This is a genomic window from Aeromonas sp. ASNIH1, assembly GCF_002934285.1.
Classification (GTDB): domain Bacteria; phylum Pseudomonadota; class Gammaproteobacteria; order Enterobacterales; family Aeromonadaceae; genus Aeromonas; species Aeromonas caviae.
The window spans coordinates 3,260,121-3,282,379 of the sequence record NZ_CP026228.1 but is presented as its reverse complement, the minus strand read 5'-3'; the positions used below and the strand labels follow the sequence as shown (position 1 = coordinate 3,282,379).

Below are 22,259 nucleotides of genomic sequence, written 5' to 3'. Positions count from 1 at the left end.
CTTCTGCCACATGACGCCTTATTCCCCATCTTCGGCGCCCATTTCATCGAACTGGTGGTAGATCAGGGCCGCAGAGAGCACCCCGGGCAACCCCTGAATGGTGTCGATGGCCGCCATGATGGGGCGCTGGCTCGGCCCCTCCAGGGTCACCACCAGCTTGCCCTCCTCGCTGACGGCGTGGATCTCGGCCCCATCCAGGGTCGCAATCCGCTCTGCCAGGGCGTGGCGCAGATCGGGCTGGGTCAGCACCACCAGGCTGGATACATGGAACTCTTCTCGCGTCATATCACCGTTTTCCAACTTGTTCGTCTCTTGGGTCATCGCGAAGCCTCGCCACGAGACAGACCGATGCTGATGCTGCCCACCGGGCAATCCGCCACGCAGGCCCCGCAACCGTTGCACGACTCGGCATGGATGCTGGGGGTGGGTACGCGCCCCAGCAGGGGGGAAAAGCGGATGGCCTGCTGCTCGCAGCTGTCCTGACAGCGCTGGCAGAACACCTGGGCCGTGGCCAGACAGCCCGCCTCGATATGGGCCACATACTCCCAGGGTGTCTGGGTTGTCGGCCTGAACACAGGCGCCTGGCAGGCGCTGACGCACTCGGTGCAGAAGGTGCACTCGCCGCGGTGAAAATCCACCGTGGGGAAGCCCCCGTCTCCCTTGATCAGGGTCTGCTCCGGACAGGCCGCCAGACAGTCGCCGCAGCGGGTACAGCCGGCCACGAACTCGTCCCAGGAGACGGACCAGGGCAACTGGATCCCAGCCTTGGGGGCGCTCAGGCGTCCCCGAAACAGGCCTCTGCGTGACAAGTTGACCCCATCGGTCATATCGACTCCTCTTTTCGGGGGCGGATGCCCCCGCGCGGATCCCGTGACTGGCATTTTCAATACCAATTATAAGCGTGGGTGTATATTGCGGCCCTGACAAGTCAGGGGATATACCACCAGGGAGATAAACAGGGGGGATTCTTGCGCTGGATCAAACCCTTGGCGCAATTAGACACAGCAGGGGCAAGGTAAATTACCCCTATGTGAGGATTGATAATTAATCGAAGGTTATTTGAGGTGCACGGCGGCTGTCAGCCGCCGATGGAGGCCAGGTGGGGGGTCATGCCTGCATTACCTTCATGGAGGCGATGGGTGGCGGCCTTGCCGGTCAGTGCCTGGCGAATACGCCATTGCAGCGCCTCCTGCTGGCTGTCATCGGTGAGCAGATCCCGCAGTTCCACCCCGTTGTCGCCAAAGAGACACAGGTGCAGCTTGCCCTTGGAGGAGACCCGCAGCCGGTTGCAACCGGCGCAAAAATCCTTGCTGTAAGGCATGATGAGTCCCACCCCGCCCCTCGAGTCCGGATGCGTGAACACCTGGGCTGGGCCATCATCCAGGCCGCGCAGTTGCTGCACCCAGCCGCTCTCTTGCAGGCGCTGCTTGATGAGTTCACCGCTGGTATGGTGATCGCGAAACAGGGCGTCCATCTCGCCGGTCTGCATCAGTTCGATGAAACGAAGCTCGATGGGTTTGTCCCGGATCCAGGCGAGGAATGTCTCGAGCTGATGATCATTGAGCCCCTTGAGCAGCACGGCGTTGATCTTGACCGACCGGAAACCGGCACTCAGGGCGGCGTCTATCCCCGCCATCACCTCCGCCAGCTTGTTCTCGCCGGTGATCTGGTGGAACTGACGGGGATCCAGGCTGTCGACGCTGACGTTCAGGGCCGTCAGCCCCGCATCGAACCACTCGCGGGCACGCTCCTTGAGGCGATACCCGTTGGTGGTCATGGCCACCTTCTCGATGCCGGGGGTATTGGCCACGGTCTCGATGATGGCCGTGAAGTCGCGGCGCAGGGAGGGCTCGCCTCCGGTCAGACGCACCTTGCGCGTCCCCATGGCGGCAAACCCGGAGACGACGCGACGGATCTCCTCCAGGGAGAGGAAGGACTGGCGCCCCTCACCATCTCCTTTCGGCGGGTGATAGCCGTCCGGCAGACAGTAGGTACAGCGGAAATTGCAGACGTCGGTGACCGACAGACGCAAATAGTAAAAGCGACGGGAAAAACCATCTTCAAGTGGCAACATAAACACCTTTCCAAATACGGGAGGCCAGGGCATTTCTTTCCTGACCCTTTCAGCTCGAGCATCGGCTGACGGCGATCTCCCCCTATCTCAATGACTTAGGCAAAATCGCTCGGAGTTCATCTAGTTTTTCGATGCTAGCACAACTTGGAGTACACTCCCATGCTACTTTGTGGGGTCTTTGTGGGTGAAAAGGGAGCCGGTCGGCATGGGAAAATGGTTCAGAGTGCAGTCGGTCAGCAGCGCCATCGGTCGCTCCATGGTGCTGATCCTGTTCATGGCCAGCCTGATCGCCGTGGTGGCCATGGTCACCCTCTTCTATTCGGTTCCCGATGCCAAGGCCATCAATCTGTCGGGCTCCCTGCGCATGCAGGCCTACCGCATGGCCTATGAAATCGAGAAGGATCAGGTCGTCCTCGGTCGGCTCGCCCAGTTTGAACAGACCCTTCATGCCCCCGAGCTGCAGGAGACCCAGCGCTGGATCACGCCCGCCTCCCTGCGCCGCACCTATGGTGAAGTCCTGCTGCAATGGCAAGTGATGCGCGAACACATCGAGAATGCCACTCCCAGCCGTTATACCGACAATACGGAGCAGTTCGTCGCCGCCATCGATGACTTCGTCAACCAGATGCAGTACCACGTGGAGTTCAAGGTTCGCATGCTGGCCCTGGCAGAGGGGTTGGGTCTGCTCGCCATCATCACCATCGCCTGGTGCACGGTGCGCTTCACCCGCCAGCAGGTGGTGGCGCCCCTCAATCAGCTGGTCTATTGCGCACGCCAGATCCAGCGCCAGGAGTTCGATCTCACCCTGCCCCCCCACTGTGAAAACGAGCTGGGAGAGTTATCGGGGGCGTTCGCGACCATGGCCGACGAGCTTGGCAAACTCTACCGGGAGCTGGAGAGCAAGGTGGAGGAGAAAACGGCCAAGCTGCAACAGGCCAACGACACCCTCTCCTTCCTCTATTCTACCGCCCAGAAACTGCACGCGGCGCCCCTCAGCCGCCGCACCCTGCAAAAGCTGCTGGAGCGGGCCGCCGCCCACCAGCACATCGAGTACATCCGCCTCACCCGCTTCGAGCACAATGCGATGCCGGTCTACATCACAGGTCGCAAGGGGTGGCCGGGGGATCTGGACGCCGTGGTGAGCTTCTACCTGCAGATGGATGACGAGGAGTATGGCCGGCTCGACATGATAAGCGACCACCCCATCGACGAGCGGCTGATGAAGAACTTCTCCATGTTGCTGGCCCAGGTGCTGCACAAGGATCAGACCCTGCTGCAGCACCAGCGCCTGCTGCTGATGGAAGAACGCGCCGTCATCGCCCGTGAACTGCACGACTCCCTCGCCCAGGCCCTCTCTTACCTGAAGATCCAGGCCACGCTGCTCAAACGCTCCTTCGCCAAGGGAGACAGGGCCAAGACCGAGGCAGCCATGGAGCAGATCGACGAGGGACTCAGCAATGCCTATACCCAGTTGCGCGAACTGCTCGGCACCTTCCGCCTCAGCATCGGCGATGCCAACCTGGGTGAAGCCATCGCGGTCATGCTCGAGCAGCTCAAACCCCAGACGCACGCCGACATCAGGCTCCAGTACGGACTGACGGACACCGACCTTGAAGCAGGGCAGCACATTCACATCCTGCAGCTGATCCGTGAGGCAGTGCTCAATGCCATCAAGCATGCCAGTGCGCGGCACATTGACGTTAGCTGTGAGACCCTGGCTGATGGTAACATCCAGGTTCAGATTGCAGACGATGGTGTTGGAATAAGGGGCGCAAGCTCGGCGGTGAATCACTACGGTCTCAGCATCATGAATGAACGCGCCAGCAAATTGCGCGGCCAGTTGACCATCAGTGAACCGCCCTCCGGGGGCACCCGCATACACCTGACCTTTCCCACCAGCCTAACAAGAGACGCCTGATGGACGAGATGAAATACAGTGTTCTGGTCGTGGACGACCACCCCCTGATGCGCAAGGGAATTGTGCAACTGTTGGAGTTGGAAGATCACATCGACGTGGTTGGCGAGGCCTCCAACGGCACCGACGCCGTGGCCATGGCCAAGGAGTCCGAACCGGACCTTATCCTGCTCGACCTCAACATGAAGGGGTTGTCAGGTCTCGATACCCTCAAGGCGCTGCGGGCCGAAGAGGTGACTTCCCGCGTGGTGATCCTGACCGTCTCTGACGCCCGCCAGGATGTGGTTGCCCTGCTCAAGGCAGGCGCGGACGGCTATCTGCTCAAGGACACCGAGCCTGACATGCTGCTGGCCCAGCTGGCTGACGTGATGACCGGCAAGCAGATCCTGAGCGAGCCGCTACGTCCCTATCTCGAGAACATCTACGAGCTGGACCACCTGCAGCAGAAGCTGGAGAGCCTGACCCGACGCGAGATGCAGATCATGCGTGAAATCGCCAAGGGGTTGTCCAACAAGCAGGTCGCCTCCGTGCTCCATATCTCCGAGGGAACCGTCAAGGTCCACGTCAAGAGCCTGCTGAAAAAGCTCGAGGCCCAAAGCCGCGTCGAAGCAGCCGTCATGTACCTGGAACAGCGCAACTGAGGTCCCGGCCTCCTGCCAGCAAGGGGTCACCATCCGTGCCTCCTTGCTGGCCCCCTCTCCTTTTCCCCAAATGGCGCGGAACCCGGTGCTCTATTGAGTAGATGGATTATTATTTTCATGACATCGAACGGGAAGGAAACATCGACATGACCTTTGAGCAGATAGAGCTGGTCCAGAAAGCCTGGGGCAGGGTGAGCGCCCTGAACAACAGCTATGTCCAGGAGGTGTATGAAGAGCTGTTCAGATTGCCCCCCGAACTCAGGGCCCTCTTTCCCCCACATCAGGAGCTGCCCGTTGCCAAGGTGTCGGACACCCTGAACACCGTCATCACCAGCCTCTCCCAGCTGGATGCACTGGGTTTCATCATTCGCGATCTCGGCAGGCGTCACCAGCGATTCAACGTTCAATGCGCTGCTCAAACAGGCGCTGACCCAGGTACTGGCACGGCGTCTCGGCAGTGGTTTTACCCCGGCACTGGCACTGGCACAGGCCTGGTCGCAGATGTATGACGAAATAGCCGCCCTGATGCTGGACGGCATGACACAGCACACCGAATTCACCACCTGATCCCCTAGCCTTGGTCTCCAATCGCTGAATGGGTCTGTAACAGGCATTTTGCATGAATCAAATTTGCAATATGCGAAAATAGACTCATTCTGCACACGGGGTATGTTCGGCGCCCTAACACCTCACCTGAATCCCTTTCGCACTACCTTGCCTGCGTTCGTGATACAAAATCACAATAGATTGATTTTAAATGGATATTAAAAATAACCACGGGAAATGGCTCACCCCTTCGCCACGCCACCTCTCTCTGGCACGGTCACTGCATTGTCACATTCAGCAATGAGTGATTAGGAGGATGGAACATGAAACTTCAACAACTGGCACTGTTCCCCTTGCCGTCCCACATTCTGCCCGGTGGCAAGCTCCCCCTTCGCCTGTTCGAGCCGCGCCACCTGCAGATGCTCAAGCCGACATTCCGCACCTGATTTAGGAATAAATTTGCCGATAGCGCTCACCCAATACCTCCAAAATGATCTGCTGGTCTCCTGTTAGCTCCGTTACTTGTGGCGGAGCTTCTCCCAGTCGATATTCATGGATGCCACCAAAGCGCAAAAAGATCCAACGGGCCGTCGGCTGCTGGGTCGGTTTCTTTTTCATATCCGCCACACTGCGATTCTGCTCCACTAATCCCTGCCGGATCCGGTGCTCCAACGCTGCGTAAATCATCAGGCTACAGGTCATCACCATGAGCAACGCTTCAATCCGCTCCGGCTTTTTCAGGTACAGTGAGGAGGTTAAAAACTCCGGGCTCTTGAGAAAACGAAAGCCCCGTTCGACATTCTGCTGCGCTTTATAGGTGGCCAAAAGTTCGGCCATGGTCAGCGTATCGCTGTGGTCATTGGTCGCCAGGATGAACACCCCGGTCTGGTTGTGGGCCTCTTCAACGCAAGCCAGGCTAGTTGCCGCCAACCCAGTGATTTGAAACTGATGGCCAATTGGCTCTTCGCCACGCTTGGGTCTGCCACGTCCTGTATAAACGGGTTCACCTACCACTTCGGCATCCAGTTGCAGCAGCATCAAGCTGGCGGTAAAACAGCTCAACTCAGCTTGGGCATCCGCCTCACAAGCAAAGCGTCGGGCACACAATTTGGCGAAGGCTTTGAGCTCGCGGGTACTGTCTTTGAGCAGGTTTTTGGCCAATGTCTGCTGCTCGCGGTGGCTGGCTTGTTCGCTGCGCACCAGCAACCAACGTTGCGCGACCCCGGCATAATTCGCGTGTTGCCAACGGCCATGATAGCCATTGCCCAGAGCGGTCAGCGGTTGTGCACCTATGGTTGCCACGGCCTGCTTTGCCTCATTGAGAGTGACGGGCACCCGGGTCACAAATAGTTGCTGCTGTTGCGCCAGTAATTGCAAGGTATCGGCGCAGTACAGTGCGGCATCGCCGACCAGATAACGGCACTCCTGCGCGGCCTTGAGACTGCTCAAATGGCGACGAACGGTCTGGGCAAAGGCTTTGGTGTCATTACTATTGCCGCTCAGGGCCTGCATATAGACAGGTAGGCCGGCCTGATTTTCACAGATGAGCTCAAGGATCACTTGATTCAGCTCTGGCCGGTGATCACGACTATAACCACGCACCAGTTGCAGCTTACCGACCAGATCCCCATCGGCACAGTCATAGGCGCCATCGACGTGGAAGCTGGTAATATCGAGGTGCACTGCGGTGCTTTTGAGCCCCAGCCGCTCGACAACTTGCGCCGCCATCACCTGATACAAGGCGCTGACATCGGCCTCAAAGAGGGCATCGAGACAGCGACCGAGCACATCATCATTGAGGTCATCAGCACAGATCCCGGGGCCAATCAGGCGCTCAACCGGCTTGTTAGCGAAGAATTGCGGGAACATGTGCAGGGTGCTGCTGTGAAAGCCGAGGCCGTTCACTATCATGGCGACCAAGGCTTCACCATGTGAGACCTTGAAAGGCGGGGTTTTGGGGAGCAAGGCATCGATCATGCGGGCAATGCCCAGTTCCTGGCAGAGTGCGGCGACCAAACCAAGGTGATCGAGGTTACGGATCGAGATAGCGGGTGCGGCCATGATGATCTACCTGCAAAAGAGAGTAATAGATCAGAACGGCCGATCGCCGTCAAGCACTGAAAATAGCAAAATCAGGTGCGGAATGACGGCTCAAGGAGTCCTTCCTCGAGGATCGTGGCTTTGGCATCGTGATGGAAGAGACCACCAGCACGGGCACCTGCGGACGGATTCTCCCGGTCGGAACCCGCGTCAAGGTGACTGATTTTTATACCCTCAACGACGGTTTGCTCGGGGTCACCGTGCTCGGCCTTGAACGCTTCTGCATCCACGAGATGGAAACGGATGACGCAGGCCTCAGGCACGCCCAGGTCGAGCCACTGCCCAACTGGCCGAGTGCGGATTCTGATGTCAGCGACAACCAGCTGGTCAGCCGATTGAGAGAGGTCTTTGCACAATACCCGGAACTGGATGAGCTCTACCCGGACAAGCAGTTCGACGATGCAGCCTGGCTCTGCCAACGCTGGCTCGAGATCCTGCCCATGCCGATCTATGAAAAACAGATGTTGATTGCCAAGCAGAACAGTGAAGCGGCGCGCCAGTTCTTGCGCCGACTGATCGCACAGTGAGTCAAAGAGTGAGTCAACGGTTGGTTTGCAAAACGCGAATTCTCGGCACTGCATTCTTATAATGAAAAAATGAGAATTGCATTTTGCAATCACGGTAGCGATAAATAACACACAATTCAGCTACAGGCCGCAAATAACAGGTTTTGAAAAGTTGGCACGACTTTTTCATATAAAACCGTACAACCCGATTTATCCCGTGCTCTCTTCAGTATTTGCTGAAGAATTGGTCAACCACCAGGTTGACCATTTTTTTTACCCAAAATCAGCCGACATCACCTGCAATGGCGGAGCAGGCAGCTTCGCAGCCTGGCAAGACTGATGGGTTTGGCCAGAAAATCGTTCATGCCCTGGGCAAGGCAGCGGGCCCTGTCCTCCATCATGGCATTGGCCGTCAACGCGACGATGGGCACCTCGCACCCCATGTCCCGCAGGCGCCGGGTCGCCTCCAGCCCATCCATCTGCGGCATCCGCATATCCATCAGGACAAGGTCCGGCTGCTGCTTCGCCACCTGTGCCAGGGCTTCCAGACCATTGCCTGCCAGCCTCACCCTGCACACCAGCTTCTGCAGCATCAGGGATACCACCAGTTGATTGACCGGACTATCTTCCACCACCAACACATCCAGCTCCAGTCTGGCGCACTCTTCACTGCCGGGGGCGGCGGTCGGAGCACAGGGAGAGGCCATCCCGGGCAGCTCGAACCAGAAGCAGCTTCCCAGCCCAGGCGTGCTCTGCACGCAAATGTCTCCCCCCATCAGCTGCACCAGCCGCCTGCAGATGGCTAGTCCGAGCCCCGAGCCGGAGAAGCGGCGGGTTGCCGAACTGTCGACCTGATAGAAGGGTTCGAACAGCAACGCCTGATCCTCGGTGGAGATGCCGATCCCCGTGTCGCTGACCATGACCCCCAACTTTTCCTCCTCCCAGGTCAACGCCAGACGCACGCTGCCGGCGGAGGTGAACTTCACGGCATTGCCAAGCAGGTTGCCTATCACCTGGGAGAGGCGGACGGCATCCCCTTGAAGGCGTTCAGGGAGCGTCTCATCCAGATGCCAGTGCAGTGTGATGCCCTTGGCACTGGCCTGTGCCTGCAAGGGCTCCACCAGGGCACGGCACAGCTCGGCTGGCTGAAAGGGTTCACAGTGCAGGGTCAGGGTATGTGACTCTATTTTCGAGAAATCGAGCACGTCGTCGATGATGGTCTGCAACAGATGCGCAGAGTGGGTGGCATGGCCGATGAGGGTCTGTTGCGGAGTGTCGAGTCGGCCGTGCTGCAGCAGATCCAGCATCCCCAGCACGGCGTTCATGGGAGAGCGGATCTCGTGGGTCATCATGGCGAGGAACTGGGATTTGGCACGGTTGGCCGTCTCGGCATCGTCCCGCGCCCGCGCCAGCTCCTGCTCGCGGCGGATCTGGCTACCTATCTCCCGCGCCGTGCCCCGATAGCCGAGGAAGCGGCCACCGGCATCATGGCAAGGCTCCGCATTGATCTCCATCCAGCAAGGCCCGCCCGCCAGCATCACCTGGGCCCGCATTCCCCGCACCGGCAGATGGTGGGCGATCAGGTGCCGGTAGTGGCTCCAGGCCGGGTCCTGCTTGTCGTGGGCAAAATCATAGAGGCTTCTCCCCGTCTGGCGGGCCAACACCTCCCCCTGATAGCCAGGGGCAGAGACATAGCTGAGCCTGTGCTGGGGATCGGTCTCCCAGAACCAGTCGGAGGCCATGGCGGCAAAACTGCGAAAACGCTGTTCGCTGGCCTGCAGGGCCAGGGTCTTGAGGTCAACCTGTTCTTGCAGGCGAGCCCGATAGGCGATATTGACCAGGGCCTGGGAGATGAGCGGGCGACAACGCTGCATCGCCGCCTTGCTCTTGAGATCGAAGGTGCCCGCCACGCCGTGCCGGCAGATGAGCACACCGGAAAACCCCGGTCCCTGCAAGCCTGTCATCATGACGCTGGCCCAGCCCGGCGCCCCCGCCAGCGGCGCCAGCTCAGGCAGTTGGGCGGGATCATAGATCACCAGGGTCTCCCCCTCGATGGCCCTGGAGAAGAGCGGTGTCAGCGACCAGGTCCGGCCCACCTCGTCCGGCTGGGTGCTCAGATGGGTGCTGCCCCTCACGGCCTCCCAGGCGACCACGTCCGCCTGTTCGAATCCGATAAAGGGCTTGAGAGCAAGAATGAGACTCTCCAGTACCTGCTCCAGACTCTGGGCCTGTGCCAGGGTCGCCACCCCGCACAGCAGGGCTTGGGACTCCTCCCGATATCTGGCCTCCCGCTCCCGGCAACGCATCAGCTCCACCAGCGTGGTTTGCAGTTTGTCGCCCAAGGTTTCGAGTTCGCTATTGCCTATCATCTTGAATCCAGCACAGTGTCAGCTCTCGAGGAAGATTACGCTCGACACCATGAGGTTGCCGTGTGCCAGCTCACCATGGGGTAATCGTCCCTGTTCACCGAATGTAAAGGGCGTGATGAAGGGGATCTCACCCAGCCTCTGACTGAATTGACTGACGATGTCCCCCAGCCTGTCCCCCAGTGCCAGCCGACAACCGGCACAAAACACCACCAGGGCGCCAAAGGGGCGCATATTGCTCGCCATGCCATATTCAGGCTCGATATTCACCGCATTCAGGCTACGCTGCAACAACCCTTCCTGGCTGCTGTACATGAGCAGCAGCCGCTCTCCCAGTCGGGTTTCGGTAAAGAGGCGCAGCCCCTCCCGCGCCGTCACCGCCTCGGGATGGGAGAGCTTGTAGTAGGGCAGGTCATCGAGCATGCCGACCTGACGGGCCAGTGGCGAGAGCGTCGTCTCCCTGAGGATGGGGCCCACCGGCCAGGGCGTCGCACGCTCGGTCCAGCGACCATAGACCCGGGCCGCCGGCTCGTGATCGATGGTCAGCACCTCCCGCCCGTCTATCCCGGTAATGATGCCGCGACACTCGGTGGGTACATAGCCTGAATGAAACTGGAACGCCAGTTGGCAATCGGGGTAAAGCACCGCCAACACGCACCCTTGTGATCCCTCCCCTTCGTCCCAGCACAGCTGCCACTGCCCGGCCACGCCGTCGTCTGCCGCCGACCCGCCGACGACGGGAACGGTCGCGCCAAACTCGGCGTCGATCCCCGCGAGCACAACCTCCTCCAGCCCCGGGCTGGTGTGCAGCAACACGAGCTGCGGCAGCTCTCCCGGTCGGCCACCATCGGCGATGGCGCGGCGCAGCAATGCCCGCACATCCGGTTGATCCCCCATCTGGCCAGCCACGCCATAGGCCCCCTTGTCATCATAAAGGGCGGCGACCGACAGGCTCCAGCCATGCCGACCATGATGGCCATCCTGGGTCAGGATACCGCCGCAGGAGCTGCAACCGATCAGCCGGGTATCGGGAAAACGTGCCTTGAGCGCACGGCGCAGTTCCGCCGCCTCGTGTGCTTGGGTAAAATAGACCAGCAACAGCGATGGAACATGGGATGACTGGGCATGCAACCGCTCTGTAACTTGTTGGGCGGCCAGTGGGGTCGTCTCGGCAAGCGAGTGAGCCGTCAGGAAGTTCAACATCGTCTCCTAGGGGTACAGGATGCTGGCATCAAGCAAAAATCATACCCTTATCAAACAATTACCTGGCCATGGAGACTAGAATGGTGCTCACTGGCCTCCCACGGGATCACTGCATGTGGCAGAAAAATATCAATGACTTCGACCGGGTTGTCGCCATCGGCGGCGGGCACGGTATGGGCCGGGTGCTCTCTTCCCTGTCGTTCTTGGGATCCAGGCTGACGGGCATCGTCACCACCACGGATGATGGCGGCTCCACCGGACGCCTGCGCAAAAGCCAGGAGTGCATCGCCTGGGGGGATCTGCGCAACTGCCTCAACCAGCTGGTGACCACCCCCAGCATCGGTAGCCAGCTGTTCGAGCACCGCTTTACCGGCCGCGGCGAGCTGGCGGGCCACAACCTCGGCAACCTGATGCTGCTGGCCCTCGACAACCTCTGCGTGCGCCCCCTGGATGCCATCCGGCTCATCAGCGACATGCTGGAAATTGAACCCAATCTGCTGCCCATGTCCGAGCATCCCACCGATCTGTGCGCCCACACCGTCTGTGGCGATCAGATCCTGGGGGAGGTCTCCATCGATCAGCTCACCACGCCGCCACGGGCCCTGAGCCTGAAACCGGTCGTGCCCGCCACGCGCGAAGCGGTCGAGGCGCTGAGCCAGGCCGACATGATCATCCTGGGGCCAGGCAGCTTCCTCACCTCCATCATGCCTCCTCTGCTGCTGCGCGAGATTGCGGAGGCGATCCGCAGCAGCCGCGCCATCGTCGTGTTCATCAGCAATCTGGTGGACGAAGAGGGTCCGGCTGGCCAGTTGTCACTGTCCAGTCAGCATCGTTGGCTGGAAGAGCGGATAGGCAGCGGCCGGATCGATGCCATTCTGGCTCCCGAGGGTCCCCAGGTACCCGAGCTGCAGCACTGCCTCGTTCGGGCCGAGCTGGGTGAAGCGGCCCTCCCCCACCGCCACGACCGCCTCAAGCTGCGGCTGGCACTCGACACCGTGATCCTGAGCAGGCTTGGCGAGCGCGACATGGCGGGCTGATGCCCTTCTGGATCAGTGAAACTGGGCCAGATGGGTGAAGACCTGGGGCAGGGAGTGCTCCAGCTCAGCCAGCAGTCTGCCGGCCTCTTGCTCATCTTCCCGGCGACAGGCGGACTCCAGATCCATCACCTGCTGATAGCTGGGTTTGGCGCCATAGCTGCCACAGGACGATTTCATGCTGTGGGCGAGACGCGCCAGGGCTGACCAGTCCCGCTGTTCAAAAAGCGGCCTTAATTGGGCCAACTGCTCGCCTACCTCTTCGACAAACACCGAGATGACGACCGGCATCATCTCGTGACCGATGTCATCTGCCAGTTGTCGCAGCACTTTCTGATCCAGCCACTCCATCTTCTCTTCCCTATGATGGTATTCAAACAGACCACAATATAGCGGACCCACAGCCCCGCTGTCACCCGTCCTTCGGGCATGCCCGTATCGCTCCGGATGCTCTTGCGACACCAGAATGTGAGCAGCTTCAAGTTATCGGTATGTCAGCCAGAATGGAGAGAGATAAAGGTTGTCACAAAATTAACATTAAAGTAACAATGTAACCCATGAGAATGATGCGGCTCAGCAACACCTCTCTCATCCCTTTTTGCCTGTATGGCTGCTGCGAAGAACCAGGGTAGACATCTACCCTGGTATTTTTTATTTCTGGTTCAACAAGTTGGCTGCATTGCCATATTCCAGCTCGCCCAGCCTGAACAGGCAGAACTCCCCGGGCACCATCTTCACCCAATTCTCGTTGCCGGTGAGCGGCCGGGTGGCGATCAGGGTCACCACATCGTTCGGCGTGGTTTCACTCTGAAAGTCGATGGCCACATCCTCATCCAGCAGACGGGCTTCGCCAAAGGGAGCCCTGCGCGTCAACCAGTAAAGGTTGTTGCTGCAATAGGTCATCACGAACTCTCCGTCCGACAGCAGCATGTTGAACACCCCGAGCCCACGCAGCTCGTCACACAGGGTCACGAGGTAGCGGAACATGGCGGGGAAATTTGCCGGCCGTTTGGGGTACTTGTGCTCCAGCCTGTCGAGCAGCCAGCAGAAGGCGTGCTCGCTGTCGGTGTCGCCTACCGGGCGGTGCCGCCCCGTGGGCAGCCTCTTGTAACCGGTCAACTGGCCATTGTGGGCAAAGGTCCAGTAACGGCCCCACAGTTCTCGGGTAAATGGGTGGGTGTTTTCCAGGGAGACACACCCCCGGTTCGCCTGCCGGATATGGCTGACCACGGCACGGCTCTTGATGGGCAGTGCCTGGACCAGCTTGGCGATGGGAGACTGGGCACTGGGTTCGGGATCCTTGAAGGTGCGAAAACCCCGCCCCTCATAGAAGGTGATCCCCCAGCCATCCTTGTGGGGACCGGTCTTGCCGCCCCGCAGCATCAGCCCGGTAAAGCTGAAGCAGATGTCGGTCGGCACATTGGCACTCATGCCGAGCAGTTCGCACATATACCATCCACTCCCTGAATGTCTTGACTCTGGTTTCGTCAATCAACCGTCACGGCTGGTCGAGAGGGCCGGACATGGTCACCCATCCCCCCCTCTCAATCCCGGATCGTTGATTACTTGGCCATCTCTTTTTCAACCAGCTGGATCAGGATGTGGATCACCTTGATGTGCACTTCCTGGATGCGGTCGGCATAACCGAAGTGCGGCACTCGGATCTCCACATCGGCCAGACCAGCCATCTTGCCGCCGTCCTTGCCGGTCAGGGCAATCACCTTCATCCCTTTGGCACGGGCCGCCTCGATGGCTTTGAGGATGTTGCCGGAGTTGCCGCTGGTAGAGATGCCGAGCAGCACGTCACCACGGCGGCCGACGGCCTCCACATAGCGAGAGAAGACATAGTCATAGCCAAAGTCGTTGGAGACGCAGGAGAGGTGGCTGGGATCGGAGATGGCGATGCCGGCATAGCCTGGGCGGTTCTCGCGATAACGACCGGTCAGCTCCTCGGCAAAGTGCATGGCATCGCAGTGGGAGCCGCCGTTGCCGCAGGAGAGTACCTTGCCTTCCTGCTTGAAGGAGTCGGCGAGCAGCTTGGCCGCCGCCTCGATGTTTTTCAGATTTTGCTCATCTGCCAGGAACGCCTGAAGCACGCTGGCAGCTTCGGTCAACTCGTTGCGGATCAGTTCTTGGTACATGGTTCTTGAAATCTCGTCGTCCAACATAGGGTGGCGGCATTGTCGCACAAGCCAGTCCAATCGTCGCCCCCCGCCCGCCAAGATGGGGCGGGCAGCGCGTTATGCCGATCACAGAGCCAAGGTAACGGGCTTGTAAACAGCTTGATAAGTTTGTGCGTATGAATTACAACAGGGGCCATATCCAACAGGTCAGACCTCTGGATCAGTTAACGCCAATTTCCCAACCTCGGCAATTCATGCAAGGAGCAAACAATGACGACGACCCTCACTCTGCTCGGGGTGATCCTGGTGATCGGCGCCATGGCCTATCGCCGTGCGTCCCTGTTCACCGCCACGCTTGCCACGGCCGCCGCCCTGGTCGCCGGCACCTTCTATGGCCATGTTCCCCTGCTGGTGTGGGCGCTGTTCGCGGTGATAGCCCTGCCCCTCAATCTGGTGGAGTTTCGCCGCAACCAGCTGACCAAGCCGCTGTTCAAGATCTACAAGTCCATCATGCCGGAGATGTCCCGAACCGAGAAGGAAGCCATCGAAGCGGGGACGACCTGGTGGGAAGCGGATCTGTTTGCCGGCAACCCGGACTGGAAGAAGCTGCACGCCATTCCGGTGAGCACCCTCAGCGCCGAGGAGCAGGCCTTCATGGACGGCCCGGTTGAAGAAGTGTGCCGCATGGTCAACGACTGGGAAGTGACCCACGAACGTGCCGATCTCTCTCCCGAGGTGTGGCAATACCTGAAGGACAACAAGTTCTTCGCCATGATCATCAAGAAGAAATATGGCGGGCTGGAGTTCTCCGCCTACGCCCAGTCCTGCGTGCTGCAAAAGCTGTGCGGCGCCAGCGCCGTGCTCGCCTCTACCGTCGGCGTTCCCAACTCCTTAGGGCCGGGTGAGCTGCTGCAACACTACGGTACTGACGAGCAGAAGGATTACTATCTGCCCCGTCTGGCCGTCGGCAAAGAGATCCCCTGTTTCGCCCTGACCAGCCCGGAAGCGGGTTCTGATGCGGGCTCGATTCCCGACTTCGGCATCGTCTGCAAAGGCGAGTGGGAAGGGGAAGAGGTGCTCGGCATGCGCCTGACCTGGAACAAGCGCTACATTACCCTGGCTCCCATCGCCACCGTACTCGGCCTCGCCTTCAAGCTGCGTGACCCTGACCACCTGCTGGGTGAGGAAGAAGAGCTCGGCATCACCTGCGCCCTCATTCCGACCCACATCAAGGGAGTCGACATCGGTCGCCGCCACTTCCCGCTCAACGTGCCGTTCCAGAACGGCCCGACCCGCGGCCAGGACGTGTTTGTACCGCTCGACTTCATCATCGGCGGTCCGGCCATGGCCGGTCAGGGCTGGCGCATGCTGGTGGAGTGTCTCTCCGTCGGTCGCGGCATCACCCTGCCCTCCAACAGCACGGGCGGCGTCAAGATGCTGGCCCTGGCCACTGGTGCCTACAGCCGCATCCGTCGCCAGTTCAAGCTGCCGATTGGCAAGATGGAAGGAATTGAAGAGCCGCTGGCACGCCTGGGTGGCAACGCCTACATCATGGGCGCCGCCGCCAAACTGACGGTCACCGGCATCGATCTCGGTGAAAAACCCTCGGTCATCTCCGCCATCGTCAAGTACCACCTCACCGACCGCGCCCAGAAGTGCATCATTGATGCCATGGACATCCATGGCGGCAAGGCCATCTGCATGGGGCCGAACAACTATCTGGCCCGTGGCTATCAGGGGGCGCCCATCGCCGTGACCGTCGAAGGAGCCAATATCCTGACCCGCAGCATGATCATTTACGGTCAGGGAGCCATCCGTTGCCATCCCTACGTGTTGCCGGAGATGCTGGCAGCCAGCCACCCCGACAAAGAGCAGGCGCTGAAAGATTTCGACAAGGCGATGTTCAGCCACGTGGGCTTTGCCATCAGCAATCTGGTGCGCAGCTTCTGGCTGGGGCTGACCGGTGCCCGCTTCGCCGCCGCACCCTACAAGGATCAGACCAAGGGCTACTATCAGCAGCTCTCTCGCCTCTCCGCCAACCTTGCCTTCCTGTCAGACATGGCGATGGGCACCCTGGGTGGCGAGCTCAAGCGCAAAGAGCGGGTCTCTGCCCGCCTCGGCGACGTGCTGAGCCAGCTCTATCTGGCATCCAGCGCCCTCAAGCGCTATCAAGATGAAGGACGCCAGCAAGCCGACCTGCCGCTGCTGCACTGGGCACTGCAAGACGCTCTGTTCAAGGCTCAGGAAGCGATCGACGAGTTGCTGCGCAACTTCCCGAATCGCTGGATTGGTCTGGCCCTGCGCGTCATCGTGCTACCCCTTGGTCGCGACCTGAAGCGTCCCTCCGACAAGCTCGACAGCCAGGTGGCCCGCCTGCTCCAGGTGCCAAGTGCCACGCGCAGCCGTCTGGCCGAGGGTCAATATCTGACGCGCGAGGAGGGCAACCCCTTCGGGCTGCTGGAACAAGCGCTGGACGATGTGCTGACCGCAGAGCCGCTGTTTGACAAGGTGTGCAAAGCCGAAGGGAGCAAACGCCCCTTCACCCAGCTCGACAAGGTGGCAGAGGCGGGCCTGAGCCTCGGTGTCATCAACCAGGCCGAAGCGGACCTGCTGCGGCGCGCCGAGGAGAGTCGCCTTCGCACCATCAACGTCGATGACTTCGATCCCGTCGACCTGGTGGCCAACAAGGCACTGTTTGAAGCCTCCGCTTATCACAGGGCAGCTTGATGCCTCTGATGCCAGAACGCCTCCCTTGTGGAGGCGTTTTTCATGAAAGGGCTGGTGGATGGCATTCGATACGAAGAAAGAGAAACCGACTGGATCATATTTTGGATATCAATCCGTTTCCTATATTGAATGAAGCGGTTAAGGTAAGCACAGGATCACACACAGGATTGCATAATGGATGATCAAATCCTGATTATTGATGATGAAGATCTTCCCCAATCAGCACCGCGTCCCGCCGGCTGGAAGGTGATGATAGTGGACGATGAACCCGAAGTGCATCGCATCACCAAAATCACCCTGAACAAGTTTGAATTCGACGGCAAGCCGATCGATTTTCTGCACGCCTACTCTGCGGCTGAAGCCAAAGCCTTGCTCGCCCTCACCCCGGATGTCGCCCTGCTGCTGCTCGACGTCGTCATGGAGGTCGATCATGCCGGTCTCGAGGTGGTCAAGTTCGTGCGCGACGAGCTGCAAAACAAGATGGTGCGCATCGTGCTGCGAACCGGTCAGCCCGGCCAGGCCCCGGAAGATGACGTGGTGACCAACTACGATATCAACGACTACAAGGACAAGACCGAGCTTACCTCCCAGAAACTGCGCACCCTGCTGCGCGCCAGCCTGCGCTCTTACCGGGACATCCGAACCCTTGAGAGCAATCGACAGGGGCTGGAGAAGGTCATCGAGGCGTCCAAGGGGATCTTCGAGCAGCGTGCCCTGCGCCAGTTCGTCGAAGGAGCCCAGACCCAGCTCAGCGCCCTGCCAATCTGGAAGAGTCCCAGATTTACGATGTGAAGCACCTGGCGTATGAGGTGCGGGATCAGGTGCTCGAGCCTCTGCTCAGCGATGGTCCCATGCTGCGCCTCGTCGATGCGCCGGAAATCCTGCGCTGTGCCATGGCCAAGGGAGCCAATGTCTACGATGGCAACCAGATGGTGCTCTATTGCCAGAATGCCCGTCATCACCTGCTGTTCCACATCGAGACCACTCGCCCGCTCAGCCAGATGGATACCGGGCTGCTCAGCCTGTTCACCGAAAACATCATAGTGGCGCTGGAGAATATCCGGCTCAACGAGGTGATCGGTGACAACCAGCGAGAGATCATCTATCGCATCGGCGAACTGGTGGAGAGCCGCTCGAAGGAGTCCGGCTTGCACGTCAAGCGGGTGGCCCTCTACACCGAACTGTTCTGCAAGCTGCTCGGCATGAATGAGGACAGGTGCGAGCTCATCAAGCGGGCCTCTCCCCTGCACGACATCGGCAAAGTGGGGATCCCGGACGCCATCTTGCACAAACCGGGCAAACTCACTCCCGAGGAGTGGGAGATCATGAAAACCCACGCCCAGCTTGGGCAGGACATGCTCTCCGGCAGTGATCTGGCACTGTTCCAGATAGGCGCCACCATCGCGGGCAACCATCACGAGAAGTGGAATGGCAGCGGCTATCCCCGCGGATTGAAGGGAGAGGACATTCCGCTGGAAGGACGCATCGTCGCCCTGGCGGATGTGTTCGATGCCCTGGGCTCGGATCGTTGCTACAAGCAGGCCTGGCCGCTGGATCAGGTGCTGGCGCTGATCAAGGAGGAGAAAGGAGAGCACTTCGACCCCCTCCTGGTGGACCTGATGCTGGCCAATCTGGAAAAGTTCCTCGATATTCGCGAGCAGTACAAAGACATCTATATCGGCGCTCACTGATATCGGATTCACCCCATCCACTTGCCACCATGAAGAAGCCGCCCATTGGGCGGCTTCTTTGCAATGTGCGCGGAATTATTGCTCCGGCAGATTGAGATCCAGTTTGGGGGTTGCTGGCGTCTCTTCAAGTTGCGCCTTCTGCGCCGCCATCGCCTTGTGCAGGGTGCGGCGCTTTTGCAGCAGAATGAAACCACCGGCCCCCAGCAAGAGCAGCAACACGCCACCTCCCCCCAACGCCCAGGGCAGCCAGACCGGACTCTCCCGCTCCTCGAACCGGTCGGGGGTGGCGGCGGATGCGGGCATGGCCGCAGAGGGTGCGGGAGGGGGGGGAGGCGGTGCTATGGTGAACGACTTGGCCGGCAATTGCAGTTGCACCTCGCGACCGAGCCGGGTTGTTCCAAAGAGGGTGGCCTCCACCTTGTACTGCCCTGCCGCCTTGAGGGCGGAGAGATCCACGCCAAAACGCGGCGCTGTCGCCACCTCGTTGAACGTCATGCTACTGCCGCCGCCGTCGATGGCCTTGCCCTGGATGACCACGGAGGCGGGATCCAGTTCATCCACATCGATGACCAGAGAGAGCTTGGCTCCCCCCTCCCCGGAGGGGGGATTCAGGGAATAGCTGACCGGCCAGGGGTAGAGCAGCACCTGCTGTGACTGGGCTCGTGAGAAGACCTCATTGCCAGTGCTGAAGAGGGCTCGGTATTTTCCCGCAGGGATGTCCAGTACCGCCTCGGCGGTCAAGATACCGTCCCCCGGCACTTCGTCCACCCCCTTGCCATCATCCATGTAGCGTCCCAGGGTCTCCTCGAACACGGGATCGCCGCTCTGGCTGGCATCGTTGAACTGCTGCAGCTTGACGGTCATGCCCAGATCGGTGAGGTAGTAACCCGCTCCAGGCGCCGCGCCATCGATCAGCAGACGGGATTGCAGTTTGACCCGCTCACCCTGATAGAGGCGGGCCGGTAGCGGCTCGCTCTCGACCTGGATGTCGGTGAGCAGGCGCACCCGATTGTCGGGGTCCACCTCTCCGATCGCCTGCCAGGGGCCGGGCATGGGGTCGCGGATGGTGATGAGATCCTGATCCTTGAGGGGCAACCAGCCCACGTCGGGCGGCTTGACCTTGCCCACATAAAGCTTGCTGCCATCGGGTCGCACCAGGATCACCGAGGACGTCCCCGGCTTGCGCTTGATGATGAAGGTGATCTCCTTCACGCCGTAATCGATGCGAAAGCGGTTGTCGAGCAGAGGAATGTCGGAAGGCGCAAACACCTCGTTGGCCGCGGCCGGGAGGGAGGCCAGCAGCAGCAGCCCCCAAAGCGATCTCATTGCCGCCACAGGCAGGCACCTCCTTTTTTCTGTACCAGATCCAGCCTCGCTTCATGGACAGCCGCCACCTCGTCGCTCGCGCGCACCACCCTGAGCGGCGGGCGATTGCTCTCCAGACGACGAATGCCGGTATCCTGGCTGGTCTCGCTCTCGCTGGTTTCACTCGCCAGATTGAGTTTGGTCTGGCCACCCGTCATCAGGAGGTAGACGTCCGCCAGGATCTCCGCATCGAGCAAGGCGCCGTGCAGGGTACGGTGAGAGTTGTCGATGCCGTAGCGATCGCACAACACGTCCAGGTTGTTGCGCTTGCCCGGGAAGAGATCCCGCGCCATCGCCAGGGTATCCGTGATGCCGCAGATATCCGCCGTCTTGAAGTTCAGACCGAGCTTGCTGAACTCATAGTCCATGAAGCTCACGTCAAAGGGGGCGTTGTGGGCGATGAGCTCGGCGCCGCGAATGAACTCGATGAAATCGTCCGCTATCTGGCTAAAAGAGGGCTTGTCCGCCAGGAAGGCATCCGTGATGCCGTGCACGGCGATGGCCTCGGGATCCACCAGCCGATCCGGCTTGATGTAGACGTGGAAATGGTTGCCGGTGAGTTTGCGGTTGATCACCTCCACACAGCCGATCTCGATGATGCGGTGCCCAAGATAGACAGGGCCGCCCGCGGTGTTCATGCCGGTGGTTTCGGTATCCAGAATGATCTGGCGATTCAGTTGGGGTGTGCTCATGATCAAATCCATGTCAAACTTCGGTTTTACTCGCTAGTTTACCCCAAGCCTCTCGCTAAAACAGATTGATTGCTCATGTTGAAACAGATTGATTTATTCACGGATGGCTCCTGCTTAGGCAACCCGGGCCCCGGCGGCTATGGTGCCGTCATGGTCTATGGCAAGCATCGCAAGGAGATCTCCGCCGGTTTTCGATTGACCACCAATAACCGGATGGAGCTGATGGCTGCCATCATGGGGCTGCGGACCCTGAACGAACCCTGCCAGGTGCGGCTCACCACCGACAGCCAGTATGTGCGCCAGGGGATCACCGAATGGATCATCGGCTGGAAGAAGAAGGGCTGGATGACCGCCAACCGTCAGCCGGTCAAGAACGTCGATCTCTGGCAGGCCCTGGATGCGGAAGTGGCCCGTCACCAGATCGAATGGCTCTGGGTGAAAGGACACTCGGGCCACCCGGAAAACGAACGCTGTGACGAGCTGGCCCGTGAGGCCGCCAGCGGCAAGCAGCTTGCCGAAGACAGCGGCTACCAACCCTGATGCCCGCTAGCCGCCCTGGCGCGCCATTCCTGGCGCGGCCATCGACTCCGGCAGCCGCCAGCGGCGACGCACCGGTGTCACGGGGAAACGCCGCTTGCGGGCGGCAATCACGTAAACAGACGCCAGGGAGCGGCAATAGTCCCGCCCCAGACTCTCCCGCCACCAGCCGATCTTGCTATGCCTGCCCATGAAGGAGAAACCGAACCGCTCGTCGAACATCACCTCGCAGCCGAGCAGTTGCAGCCAGTCGGTCACCCGTGCGGGCGTGAACATGCGGGCAGACCAGGGCAGATGCCGCCGCATGAAGGGCAGATAGTGACCCAGCCCCACCAGGCTGAGCGGGTTGTAACCGCTGACAATGAGCCAGCCATCGTCGGTCAGCACCCGTTCTGCCTCCCGCAGCACCTGATGAGGATCCGGCGAGAAATCGAGGCAGTGAGCCAGCAGGCAGGCATCCACGCTCCCCGATCGCACCGGCAAGGCGAGCGGATCCCCCTGGATGTCCAGCAGCCGTCCGCCGGGGGCGACACCGATTTGATGGCGAATGGTGGAACAACCGCAGGAGAGTTCGGCGCTCAGGGCACCTATCTTGAGCAAGTGATAGCCAAAGAGGTGGGGGCACCAGTTGTCGAGGCGCTCCTGAAGCTCGGCGGCCACCCAGTCCCCCATGGGCAGTGCGGACCAACTGGTCGGAAGCGCGATCTGTTGTTCGGTACGTGCCAGCTGCATAATGGGA

General features: G+C 60.2%; 18 protein-coding genes, 3 pseudogenes and 1 riboswitch. Of the genes and pseudogenes, 9 read left to right on the top strand and 12 right to left on the bottom strand.

The annotated features are described in order from the left end of the window. Window positions 1–18: 18 nt before the first annotated feature. From C2U37_RS16190 to moaA, 3 genes are all read right to left on the bottom strand, one after another. Window positions 19–321, bottom strand: a complete 303-nt coding sequence (locus C2U37_RS16190; protein WP_199770461.1) for a chaperone NapD — start codon at window positions 319–321, stop codon at window positions 19–21. Then, window positions 318–827, bottom strand: a complete 510-nt coding sequence (gene napF, locus C2U37_RS16185) for a ferredoxin-type protein NapF (RefSeq protein WP_104452699.1) — start codon at window positions 825–827, stop codon at window positions 318–320. The genes C2U37_RS16190 and napF overlap by 4 nt, the downstream gene beginning before the upstream one ends. Before the next feature lie 251 nt (window positions 828–1,078). Then, window positions 1,079–2,074, bottom strand: coding sequence for a GTP 3',8-cyclase MoaA (moaA, locus tag C2U37_RS16180; RefSeq protein WP_010674152.1), 996 nt, complete (start codon window positions 2,072–2,074; stop codon window positions 1,079–1,081). After that, window positions 2,062–2,201, bottom strand: a riboswitch (molybdenum cofactor riboswitch). Its footprint overlaps the gene before it by 13 nt. Before the next feature lie 78 nt (window positions 2,202–2,279). Between moaA and narQ the strand changes: the two genes are divergently transcribed. The 4 genes and pseudogenes from narQ to C2U37_RS16160 all read left to right on the top strand — a co-directional run. Further along, a complete protein-coding gene (narQ, locus tag C2U37_RS16175; protein WP_041215515.1) occupies window positions 2,280–3,992 on the top strand; it encodes a nitrate/nitrite two-component system sensor histidine kinase NarQ in 1,713 nt (570 codons plus the stop codon). Continuing rightward, on the top strand, window positions 3,992–4,630 hold the full coding sequence (gene narL, locus C2U37_RS16170; protein WP_104452698.1) for a two-component system response regulator NarL: 639 nt from the start codon (window positions 3,992–3,994) through the stop codon (window positions 4,628–4,630). The genes narQ and narL overlap by 1 nt, the downstream gene beginning before the upstream one ends. A 101-nt stretch (window positions 4,631–4,731) precedes the next feature. After that, window positions 4,732–5,139: a globin domain-containing protein gene (locus tag C2U37_RS16165; protein WP_233768405.1), complete on the top strand. Its 408-nt coding sequence runs from the start codon at window positions 4,732–4,734 to the stop codon at window positions 5,137–5,139. A 360-nt stretch (window positions 5,140–5,499) separates the two neighbouring features. Next, window positions 5,500–5,613, top strand: a pseudogene (locus C2U37_RS16160) (LON peptidase substrate-binding domain-containing protein); the annotation flags it as partial. Window positions 5,614–5,623: 10 nt separating this feature from the next. Here the strand turns inward: C2U37_RS16160 and C2U37_RS16155 are convergent. Beyond that, on the bottom strand, window positions 5,624–7,237 hold the full coding sequence (locus C2U37_RS16155; protein ID WP_049636888.1) for an IS1634-like element ISAs25 family transposase: 1,614 nt from the start codon (window positions 7,235–7,237) through the stop codon (window positions 5,624–5,626). A gap of 89 nt (window positions 7,238–7,326) precedes the next feature. Here C2U37_RS16155 and C2U37_RS16150 point away from each other — a divergent pair. After that, window positions 7,327–7,803 (top strand): annotated as a pseudogene (locus C2U37_RS16150) (LON peptidase substrate-binding domain-containing protein); the annotation flags it as partial. 272 nt (window positions 7,804–8,075) lie between these two features. Here the strand turns inward: C2U37_RS16150 and C2U37_RS16145 are convergent. Further along, the gene (locus tag C2U37_RS16145; RefSeq protein WP_041212729.1) at window positions 8,076–10,151 is read right to left on the bottom strand and encodes an ATP-binding protein; all 2,076 of its coding nucleotides are present in this window, start codon (window positions 10,149–10,151) and stop codon (window positions 8,076–8,078) included. An 18-nt stretch (window positions 10,152–10,169) separates the two neighbouring features. After that, window positions 10,170–11,351 (bottom strand): FIST signal transduction protein, encoded by a 1,182-nt coding sequence (locus C2U37_RS16140; RefSeq protein ID WP_041201554.1) that lies wholly within the window; start codon window positions 11,349–11,351, stop codon window positions 10,170–10,172. Between the two features lie 113 nt (window positions 11,352–11,464). On the opposite strand from C2U37_RS16140, the gene C2U37_RS16135 reads away from it, so the two are divergent. Then, a complete protein-coding gene (locus C2U37_RS16135; protein WP_029314269.1) occupies window positions 11,465–12,388 on the top strand; it encodes a gluconeogenesis factor YvcK family protein in 924 nt (307 codons plus the stop codon). A gap of 12 nt (window positions 12,389–12,400) precedes the next feature. Here the strand turns inward: C2U37_RS16135 and C2U37_RS16130 are convergent, their stop codons facing one another. From C2U37_RS16130 to lpcA, 3 genes are all read right to left on the bottom strand, one after another. Beyond that, window positions 12,401–12,736: an Hpt domain-containing protein gene (locus tag C2U37_RS16130; RefSeq protein ID WP_010674144.1), complete on the bottom strand. Its 336-nt coding sequence runs from the start codon at window positions 12,734–12,736 to the stop codon at window positions 12,401–12,403. Between the two features lie 300 nt (window positions 12,737–13,036). After that, the gene (locus C2U37_RS16125) at window positions 13,037–13,834 is read right to left on the bottom strand and encodes a class II glutamine amidotransferase (RefSeq protein WP_104452697.1); all 798 of its coding nucleotides are present in this window, start codon (window positions 13,832–13,834) and stop codon (window positions 13,037–13,039) included. A gap of 113 nt (window positions 13,835–13,947) precedes the next feature. Beyond that, entirely contained in the window at window positions 13,948–14,526 is a 579-nt protein-coding gene (gene lpcA / locus C2U37_RS16120) for a D-sedoheptulose 7-phosphate isomerase (RefSeq protein ID WP_039038837.1), read from the bottom strand. A 252-nt stretch (window positions 14,527–14,778) separates the two neighbouring features. Here lpcA and fadE point away from each other — a divergent pair, with 252 nt between their 5' ends. Both fadE and C2U37_RS16110 read left to right on the top strand, forming a co-directional pair. Then, window positions 14,779–17,235, top strand: coding sequence for an acyl-CoA dehydrogenase FadE (gene fadE, locus C2U37_RS16115; RefSeq protein ID WP_104452696.1), 2,457 nt, complete (start codon window positions 14,779–14,781; stop codon window positions 17,233–17,235). A 174-nt stretch (window positions 17,236–17,409) separates the two neighbouring features. Further along, a pseudogene (locus C2U37_RS16110) lies at window positions 17,410–18,926 on the top strand (HD domain-containing phosphohydrolase). Between the two features lie 75 nt (window positions 18,927–19,001). Here the strand turns inward: C2U37_RS16110 and C2U37_RS16105 are convergent. Together C2U37_RS16105 and dnaQ are read right to left on the bottom strand one after the other, a co-directional pair. Continuing rightward, window positions 19,002–20,252, bottom strand: coding sequence for a TIGR03503 family protein (locus tag C2U37_RS16105; protein ID WP_104452695.1), 1,251 nt, complete (start codon window positions 20,250–20,252; stop codon window positions 19,002–19,004). Beyond that, a complete protein-coding gene (gene dnaQ, locus C2U37_RS16100; RefSeq protein ID WP_041212726.1) occupies window positions 20,249–20,983 on the bottom strand; it encodes a DNA polymerase III subunit epsilon in 735 nt (244 codons plus the stop codon). The genes C2U37_RS16105 and dnaQ overlap by 4 nt, the downstream gene beginning before the upstream one ends. 75 nt (window positions 20,984–21,058) lie before the next feature. Between dnaQ and rnhA the strand changes: the two genes are divergently transcribed. Continuing rightward, window positions 21,059–21,523, top strand: coding sequence for a ribonuclease HI (rnhA, locus tag C2U37_RS16095; RefSeq protein WP_104452694.1), 465 nt, complete (start codon window positions 21,059–21,061; stop codon window positions 21,521–21,523). 6 nt (window positions 21,524–21,529) lie between these two features. On the opposite strand, the gene C2U37_RS16090 is transcribed toward rnhA, so the two are convergent. Then, window positions 21,530–22,252, bottom strand: coding sequence for a class I SAM-dependent methyltransferase (locus tag C2U37_RS16090; RefSeq protein ID WP_104452693.1), 723 nt, complete (start codon window positions 22,250–22,252; stop codon window positions 21,530–21,532). Between the last annotated feature and the right edge of the window lie 7 nt (window positions 22,253–22,259).